The sequence below is a fragment of the Mycobacterium sp. genome (assembly GCF_032161845.1).
GTDB lineage: Bacteria > Actinomycetota > Actinomycetes > Mycobacteriales > Mycobacteriaceae > Mycobacterium.
The window spans coordinates 1-8,003 of the sequence record NZ_JAVRQA010000075.1 but is presented as its reverse complement, the minus strand read 5'-3'; the positions used below and the strand labels follow the sequence as shown (position 1 = coordinate 8,003).

Below are 8,003 nucleotides of genomic sequence, written 5' to 3'. Positions count from 1 at the left end.
CGGTGTCGAAAAGGTACACCCGCTCGGGCGGAGCGCTGATGACCACCTTCTGCTCGGGCTGGTAGTCCTCCTGCGCAGGCGTCTGGACGACGATGCCCTCCTCCGCGCCCGCCACGGTGCTGGTGGCGAGGCCGAACTCGAGAAGGTGCTCGAAGTACGCCACGGTGGTGCGCAATCCGGGCCCATCACCGGCCGACATCGTGCAGTCCTGCGGACGGATTCCCACGGTCACCCTGGTGCCGTCAGCCACCCCGGTGGCCGAGGTATCCAAAGACCCTGCGCGAGAACTAATCTCGACCCGGGCACCACCATCGGACGTCTTCACCACCCCGCTCAGCACGTTGATCTGCGGCTCGCCGACGAACTGCGCGACGAATAGGTTGGCCGGGTCGTCGAACACCTCGTCGGGAGTGCCGAACTGTTGCACCACACCTGCGTCCATGACCGCGAGCCGGTCGGCCAGTGAGAGCGCCTCGACCTGGTCGTGAGTCACCACGATCGTGGTGTAGCCGAACTCGCGCTGCAGAACCTTCAGCTCACGCCGAACTCGTTGGCGCGCAGAGGCATCGAGGTGGCTCAGCGGCTCGTCGAGCAGCAGCACCGGCGGGTTGCGCACCAGGGCGCGCGCCAACGCGACGCGCTGTTTCTGCCCGCTGGACAGACCCGCGGGCCGCAGATCCATCATGTCGTCCATCTCCAGGCGCTTGCTGATCGACGACACCATCTGCTCGGCACCCTTGACCTTGCGGGCCTTCAGCCCATAGAGCAGGTTCTCGCGCACCGACATCGGCGGATACAGCGCATAGCTCTCGAAGCCGACACCGATGCCGCGCTTGGCCGCCGGCAGCTGGGAGATCTCCCGGTCACCGATGCGGATGGAACCACTGGTCACCGTCTCCAGCCCGGCGATCATGCGCAGCGTGGTGGTCTTGCCGCACCCCGACGGGCCGAGCAGCGCGATCAGCTCGCCAGGCGCGATGTCGAGGTTGATGCCCTTGACCGCCGCGAAGCTCTCCCGCCCTCGCGCCATGTAGGTCTTGACCAGATCGGTCAGCGTAAGGCTCTGGGCGGTCGTGGTCTTCGGAGCACTGATCGTGGTGGTCACTGCGCTGCCTCCAGAGTCTTGTCGTCCGCACCGAGTCGCGCGGTGTCACCCTCCCCGGCGGCGAAGACGTGTATGTCCGCGTCCGCGACGGCCATCGATACCGTGGCGCCCTCGTCGACGCCCTCCCGACCGGACGCGAGCACGATCAACTGTTCGCCACCCATGTCGACAGTCAGCTCGATGTTGCGCCCGAGCCGTTCGGCGAGGATCACCGTGCCGGTCAGCCGCGCCGAGGCGCCACCGCCCACGACGTGAACGTCGCAGGGCCGCAAACCAACCCGGACGCGATCACCACCACGGACGTCGAGCCCGGCGGGCACCGGCACGTCGAATGCACCGCCACCGAGCCGAATCCGGCCGTCCTCGACCTCCCCGTCGAGCAGGTTGATCTCCGGTTGCCCGAGGGCACGGGCGACGAAGGTGTCGGCGGGGCGGCGCCAGATCTCCTCGGGGGTGCCGATCTGCACCAGCGAGCCCGCCCTCAGCACCGCGATGCGGTCACCGAGCGCCAGTGCCTCCTGGTAGTCGTGGGTGACGTAGACGGTGGTGGTCTTCGACATGGCGCCGAGTTGCTTGAGTTCGGCCCGCATCGCCGCCCGCAGTTTCGCGTCGAGATGGCTTAGCGGTTCGTCGAGCAGGTAGATGTCGGCGGGACGCACCAGCACCCGGCCGAGCGCCACCCGCTGCCGCTGGCCGTTGGACAGCTCGCGCGGAAAACGCTTGAGCAGGTGGTTGATTCCGAGCGTCGTGGTGACCTGATCGATGCGTTCCCTCTGTTGCGCTTCGGTGTACTTGCCGGTGCGACCCGACTTGAGCGGTGACGCCAGGTTCTCGCTAACGGTCTTCTGCGGGTACAGCGCGTAGCTCTCGAAGGCCATCGCGACATTGCGGTGATAGGGCTCCACCAGGGTGACGTCGTTGCTGCCGATGCGCACCGAGCCACTGTCGACGTCGACGAGCCCGGCCACCGACTTCAGCGTGGTCGTCTTCCCAGCACCGCTGGGTCCGAGGATGACGAAGAACTCGCCGTCGGCGATGTCGACCGTGAAGTCCTTGAGTGCGTCGGTCTTTCCGTAGGACTTGGACAGGCCCTTGAGCGATACGGTGGCCATCAGGCCTTCACCGCCCCAAAGGACAAGCCCCGCACCAGATATCTCTGGATGGTGAGCGCAAGTATGAGTGGTGGCAGCGCAGCGATGATGGCCGCCGCGGCCGTCAGGTTGTAGTACGCCTGCCCTCCGCCGCCGAGGAACTTGGTGATCGCGACGGTGACCGTGCCCGCGTTGCTGTCGGCCAGGATCAGCGGGAATACGTAGTTGTTCCACGCGAAGATGAAGGCCAGCAGGGCCGCGGCGGCGATGCCGGGTCGCACGATCGGGAGCGCCACCATGACGAACGCCCGCGTGCGGGTGTAACCGTCAAGCAGCGCGGCCTGCTCCAGATCCTCCGGCAGGTCCTCGAAGTAGGACCGCAGAATCCAGACGACCAGCGGCATCGTCACCAACTGCAGCACCCAGATCATGCCGACCTTGGTGTCGAACAACCCGATCTGGTTGTAGATGACGAACAGCGGCACGATCACCATCAGCTCAGGGGCGAACCGGAACGACAACATCTGGAACATCAGATCGCTTGAGCCCCGGTACTTCCAGCGGCCCGCCGCGTATGCCGCGGGAATGCCGATGACCAACGAGACGATCACTGCCCCGCCGCAGTTGATCAGGCTGGTCAGCATCGCGGACTTGAAGTCCACGCTCGTCATCTGAGTGCCCTTCTCCGACAGCACCGTGGCGAAGTTCGACCAGGTCGGGCTGAACTGGAAGTAGGTGCTGGTCTGCTCCTCGGCGTTCTTCAGCGCCAGGATCACCATCCACACGATGGGGAACAGCGAGAAGACGAACCAGCCGATCAGGCCGATGTCGGCGACCACGGACCCGGCGCCGAGCCGCTTCTGGCCGGGCAGGAGTTCACTGCGCGTCGGCTTGAACTTGGTGAGTGCCATTAGGACTCCGCTCCCGCAGCACGACGCTGCGCCTTACTGAGCACGCTCACCAGGTAGCGCGCGGTGATGAACACGATGATCCAGAGCAGCAGCATGTAGGTGCTGCCCCGCGAGTAGTCGAGGTTGATGATCGAGTCCTCGAAGGCACCGATCTGCAGCGTCCTGGTGGCCACGCCGGGGCCACCCGCGGTCAACACGTAGATGTGGTCGAAGACCTTGAGGTTGTCCATGAACCGGAAGATCACGGCGACCAAGATGTAGGGCCACAGCATCGGGAGCATGAGCTTGCGGAACATGTAGAACCAGCTGGCGCCGTCGACCTCGGACGCCTCGAACGGCTCCTTCGGCAGCGACCGAATGCCTGCCAGCACCAGGATCGCCACGAAGGGGGTGAAGATCCAGAGGTCGACCAGGACCACCGAGAACAAGGCGTTGGTGCTGGACAGCCAGTCAAAGGTGTTGCCAAGTCCGAGAACGTGATTGAGGACGCCGAACTGTGGGTTGAACATCAGCTTCCAGATGACGCCCGCGATCACGGGGGCGATCATCAGCGGCAGGATCAGCACCTTCTCGAAGATCTTGCCGATGATGCTCGAACGGTTGAGCAACAGTGCCAGCCCAACGCCGAGGGCGGTCTCGACCGCCGTGGCGAGGACGGCGAAGATCGCCGTCGTCCGCACGCTCGACCAGAAGACCTGATCGCCAAGCACCGACTTGAAGTTGTCGAACCAGACGAAGTGCGGGTCGGGGTTGACCGCCGCGTAGTTGAGGAAGGCGTAGTAGGCGCCGACCACGAAGGGGTAGAGGATTCCGATGACGATCACCAGGGCGGGGATCGACAGAAGGTACGGCCGCAGCTTGCGCCGCCACGTAGGCACCTCCGGGAGCGTGCGACCCGTCGGCGTGACCGGCTGCTGCGGCGAGGTGGCGGTGGCCGTGGATGTCCGAGTTGTCATGAGTGCCGCAACTTCCTAGAGGTTGACCTTGGAGGTGTTGGTCTTGGCGAGGCTGCGCAGGCGCGAGCTGGCATCGTCACCGCCGTAGATGTCCTGCAACGCCACGGCCCAGTTCTGGGTGGTGTCGAAGAACTTCTTCTGCGGGGTGAACTGGATCTTCGACTGACCGATCACCGTTTCGAAGGCCTCAAGGTAGCCGAACTGGTCGGCGGCGACCCGCTTGAACGTGGTGTCGAACACCGACTTTCGCACCGGGTCGGCATACGTGCCGCCTTCGACGGCCTTGTTCATCGACTCCTTGCCGGTGGCCCACTGGATGAACAACCAGGCGGGCAGCTTGTTACGGGAGTTGGCGCTCATCGCCCAACTCCACGTCCACAGGTTGGTCTTGTAGTTGCCGTCCGCCCCGGCAGGCCCGGCGTACCAGGCGATGTTGCCGGCTTCCTTGCTGGCGCCGGGCTTGTTCTTCGGGTAGGTCGCGCTGTCGGCGTCGAACACCATCATGGCCTTGCCATCCCCGAGATCGCCGGTGGCATTGGGATAGTCGTAGGTGGTCCACGACGTCGGCCCGGCCTGGTGCTGCATCTCGATCCACTTCTTCGTGAAGTCGATCGCCTTGTCGCTGTCCATCTCGGCGATGAGCTCGGAGCCGTTGAAGGTGTAGTCGACGGCGCCTGCCCTGCTGTACTGGGTCATGAACCCGGGGTGGATGGTGGCCCACGACTTCGAGCCGCGGGTAGCTATGCCGTAGCGGTTGTCGGCACGGTCGGTCAGGTCGACGGCCAGCTGAATGAAGTCGTCGAAGTTGTCGGGCAGCTTTCGGATGCCCTTCTCGTCGAAGATCCGTTTGTTGTAGGCCACCACGTTGTTCTCGAAGCCCCACGGGATGGCCCACTGGCCGCCGGTGCCCAATGGGTTGCCGTTGACGAAGTCCCAGCGGGTTGACGTTCGAAGCCCGTCGAAGATGTCCTCGAAGTCGTATTCGGCGTTGGTGGCCGAACTGTTCTGCAGCCACGGGTTGAGGTCTTCGATCCACCCGGGCGGGCCGTACTGCCAGATGAAGTAGGCACCGAGCATGAAGGCGTCGTGCTTGCCGGAACCACCGGCCAGCTCGGTGTTCAGCTTGGTGAAGTAGTCCGCCTCGGGGACCAGGTCGACGTTGACGGTGATTCCGGTGAGCTCGCTGAACTCCTGCAGCAGCGGCTGATACGACAACTGGTACGGGTGCGGCGTCTGCAGGAGATTCAGCGTCTGTCCGGACGCCTTCTTCCAGTCGAAACCGCCGGTCACTGCGGACGCCCCGTTCGGTGCGCTAGCCTTGCCGCCGACGCCGCAGGCGCTGAGCAACGGCAGGCTTGCCGCAGCCGCGCCCGCCAAACCCAACGCGCCCAACATGTTTCGCCGCGACAGCTGCGGCCCGGTCGTGCGATCTCGACTCATGTGTCTGGTCCTTCTTGGATTGTCTGGACTACGCCGGGATCAGGGAGACCTTGACCGATTCCTTGCCGCTGCCGACGAGGTCGAGGCCCTTCTGGAACTCGCTCAACGGCAGTTGGTGAGTGCAGATCTCGTCCAGCGGTAGCACGCCGGACTCGATCATCTTGATGGCGGCCGGCCAGCAGTACGGCCCAAGGTGGGCGCCGAGCACGTCGAGTTCCTTGTCGTCGCTGATGATGCTCCAGTCCACCGTCACGTCGCTGCCGAAGACGCCGTACTCGACGTAACGACCCAGCTTGCGCAATGCGTTGAGCCCCTGCGGAACTGCGGACGGATGTCCGGTGCCCTCCAGGTAGACGTCGGCGCCGTACCCGTCGGTGAGGTCCTTGACGATCTTCTCGACGTCTTCTTCGGCGATGTTGATGGTGATGTCGGCACCGCACTTCTTGGCGAGCGCCAGCTTCTCGGGCGCCATGTCTAGCGCGATGACGTGCATCGGGTTCTTGGCCCGAGCACCGGCGATCATGCCGAGCCCGATCGGGCCGCACCCCGCCACCACGACGGTGTCCTCGAAGGTGATCTGCGCACGCTCGACGGCGTGCAGCGAGCAGGACAGCGGTTCGACGAATGCGGCGTGCGCGGGCGGGATGTCGCCGGAGATCTTGTGCACCAACGCCTCTACGGGATACGTCATGTAACTGGCCATCGCGCCCGGTGTCCGCCGTTTGAAGCCGTAGAGGTCGTGGGGCTGGCACATGTGGTACTGCCCGCGCTTGCAGAAGCGACACTCCCAGCAGGGCACGATCTGCTCGGACGTCACCCTGTCGCCAACGGCGATGCCCCACCTGCTGGCGGCCTGATCGTCGAGTTCGACGACTCGGCCGACGAATTCATGGCCGGGGATGACCATCGTCTCGGTCCAGGCCGGACGATTCTCGTCGCCCCAGAACTTCGCGGCACCGTGATAGCACTTCAGATCGCTGGCGCAGATGCCGACCGCCTCGACCCGGATGAGTGCCTCTCCGGGCTTGCGTTCGGGAACCGCGACCTCTTCGAGGCGGTAGTCGTTCGGTCCGTGACAGACGACGGCCTGCATCTTCTCCGGAATCGGGTCGGGCATCTCAACGCTCCTTCGGCTGTGGCTCCGGTCACAGTATCGGCCTGCTGCACATTTGTCCAGAACGAATGTTCATCAAAATTCCCTCCAGAACGGATGTGCAATGCCATACTCGCCGTATGTCCCGGTCGGCCCCGCGCACGCCGGCGAGCCAGCCCGCCGAAGCTGTCTCGCAGGACGCCGAGGGCAGCCACTTTCCGGCGGCACTGCTGTACGCGGCAGCCCGGCTCTACTACGAGGACGACGTCACCCAGGCCGAGGTCGCCCAACAACTCGGCACCAGCCGGGCCACCGTCAGCAGGTTGTTGTCAGAGGCGAAGCGCCAAGGCATCGTGCGCATCGAGGTGGTCCCGCCTGCGGAGGCCCGCGACGGCGACCTGGCAGATCGGCTTGCCCGCGCACTCAACGTGACGTCGGTGTACCTCAGCCCGCAACTTCCCGCTCCCGGTGCCGGCCGCACCGTCGTGGACGTGATGGGTCGCGCGCTGGCGCCCGCCGTCGGTCGCGCCCTCGGCGAGGCCGGGCTGCTGCCGGGCGACGTCCTGCTGGTGTCGTCGGGGCGCACGGTGTACGAGGTCGCCCAGTTCGAACTGGCGCCGTTGCCCGGCGTCGTCGTCGCCCCGACCGTCGGTGGCAACGATCAACCCGAGGAGTGGTACCAGACCAACGAGATCACCCGCTTGGTCGCGAACCGGATCGGCGGACGCGCCAACTACCTGTTCGCCCCCGCGCTCCCCGGCGTCGAGCTGTATCAGTCCCTACTCAACGACCCGGGTATCCAACGGGTGCTTCACCTTTGGCCCAGGGCACGATGCGCCCTGATGGGCGTCGGCGCACCGCCGTTGACGCGTTCCGACATTCCCCGATTCGTGCCGACGGGTTCGACCTCGCTGCGGTCCGCGGTCGGAGACGTGTGCTCACGCTTCTATGACCGCGACGGCGTGCCGGTGGAGTTCGAGGATGGTGAACGCCTGATCGCCGTGGAACTCGAAGCGCTGCGGCACATTCCGGTCACCATCGCCGTGGCGGTCGGCAAGGACAAGATCGACTCCATCATTGCGGGCGCGCGCGGCGGCTACTTCAACCGACTCGTCACCGACCCCGTGACCGCCGCCGACGTGCTCAGTAGCGCCGCCTTTGAGAACTAGTCCCGTCCGGCGATCGCACCAAGACCGTGCATCGCGGACTTGGTCGCCGGGTACAGCTCGCGCCACACGCCGTACAGCTCGTCGTAGAGCTCGCGGTGGGCCGGGTTTGGCGTGATCTCCCTTTCAATCTTCGCCCAATCAGTCTCCGGGGCAACCAGTTTCACGCCGATCGCAGCCATCAGCGCACTGCCGTAGCTGGCGCCTATCGCTTGCTCGGGGACCAGTTGCGGACGTCCGG

At 65.2% G+C, this 8,003-nt stretch carries 7 protein-coding genes and 1 pseudogene; 1 reads left to right on the top strand and 7 read right to left on the bottom strand.

Going from position 1 to position 8,003, the window contains the following annotated elements:
* The 6 genes from QOD90_RS04580 to eltD all read right to left on the bottom strand — a co-directional run.
* Positions 1 to 1,105: ABC transporter ATP-binding protein (locus QOD90_RS04580; RefSeq protein ID WP_526347118.1), on the bottom strand; the 1,105-nt coding region annotated here is incomplete at its 3' end.
* Entirely contained in the window at positions 1,102 to 2,217 is a 1,116-nt protein-coding gene (locus tag QOD90_RS04575; protein WP_526347116.1) for an ABC transporter ATP-binding protein, read from the bottom strand. The genes QOD90_RS04580 and QOD90_RS04575, both read right to left, overlap by 4 nt.
* Positions 2,217 to 3,107, bottom strand: a complete 891-nt coding sequence (locus tag QOD90_RS04570) for a carbohydrate ABC transporter permease (protein ID WP_526347114.1) — start codon at positions 3,105 to 3,107, stop codon at positions 2,217 to 2,219. Before QOD90_RS04570 ends, QOD90_RS04575 begins: the two co-directional genes overlap by 1 nt.
* Entirely contained in the window at positions 3,107 to 4,063 is a 957-nt protein-coding gene (locus tag QOD90_RS04565) for a carbohydrate ABC transporter permease (RefSeq protein ID WP_526347112.1), read from the bottom strand. Before QOD90_RS04565 ends, QOD90_RS04570 begins: the two co-directional genes overlap by 1 nt.
* Positions 4,064 to 4,078: 15 nt before the next feature.
* Complete coding sequence (locus tag QOD90_RS04560) at positions 4,079 to 5,503, bottom strand: extracellular solute-binding protein (protein ID WP_526347110.1); 1,425 nt, start codon at positions 5,501 to 5,503, stop codon at positions 4,079 to 4,081.
* A 28-nt stretch (positions 5,504 to 5,531) separates the two neighbouring features.
* A complete protein-coding gene (gene eltD, locus QOD90_RS04555; RefSeq protein WP_526347108.1) occupies positions 5,532 to 6,620 on the bottom strand; it encodes an erythritol/L-threitol dehyrogenase in 1,089 nt (362 codons plus the stop codon).
* A 116-nt stretch (positions 6,621 to 6,736) separates the two neighbouring features.
* On the opposite strand from eltD, the gene QOD90_RS04550 reads away from it, so the two are divergent.
* The gene (locus QOD90_RS04550; protein WP_526347106.1) at positions 6,737 to 7,765 is read left to right on the top strand and encodes a sugar-binding transcriptional regulator; all 1,029 of its coding nucleotides are present in this window, start codon (positions 6,737 to 6,739) and stop codon (positions 7,763 to 7,765) included.
* On the opposite strand, the pseudogene QOD90_RS04545 reads toward QOD90_RS04550, so the two are convergent.
* Positions 7,762 to 8,003, bottom strand: a pseudogene (locus tag QOD90_RS04545) (sugar kinase); the annotation flags it as partial. The gene QOD90_RS04550 and the pseudogene QOD90_RS04545 sit on opposite strands and share 4 nt — an antisense overlap.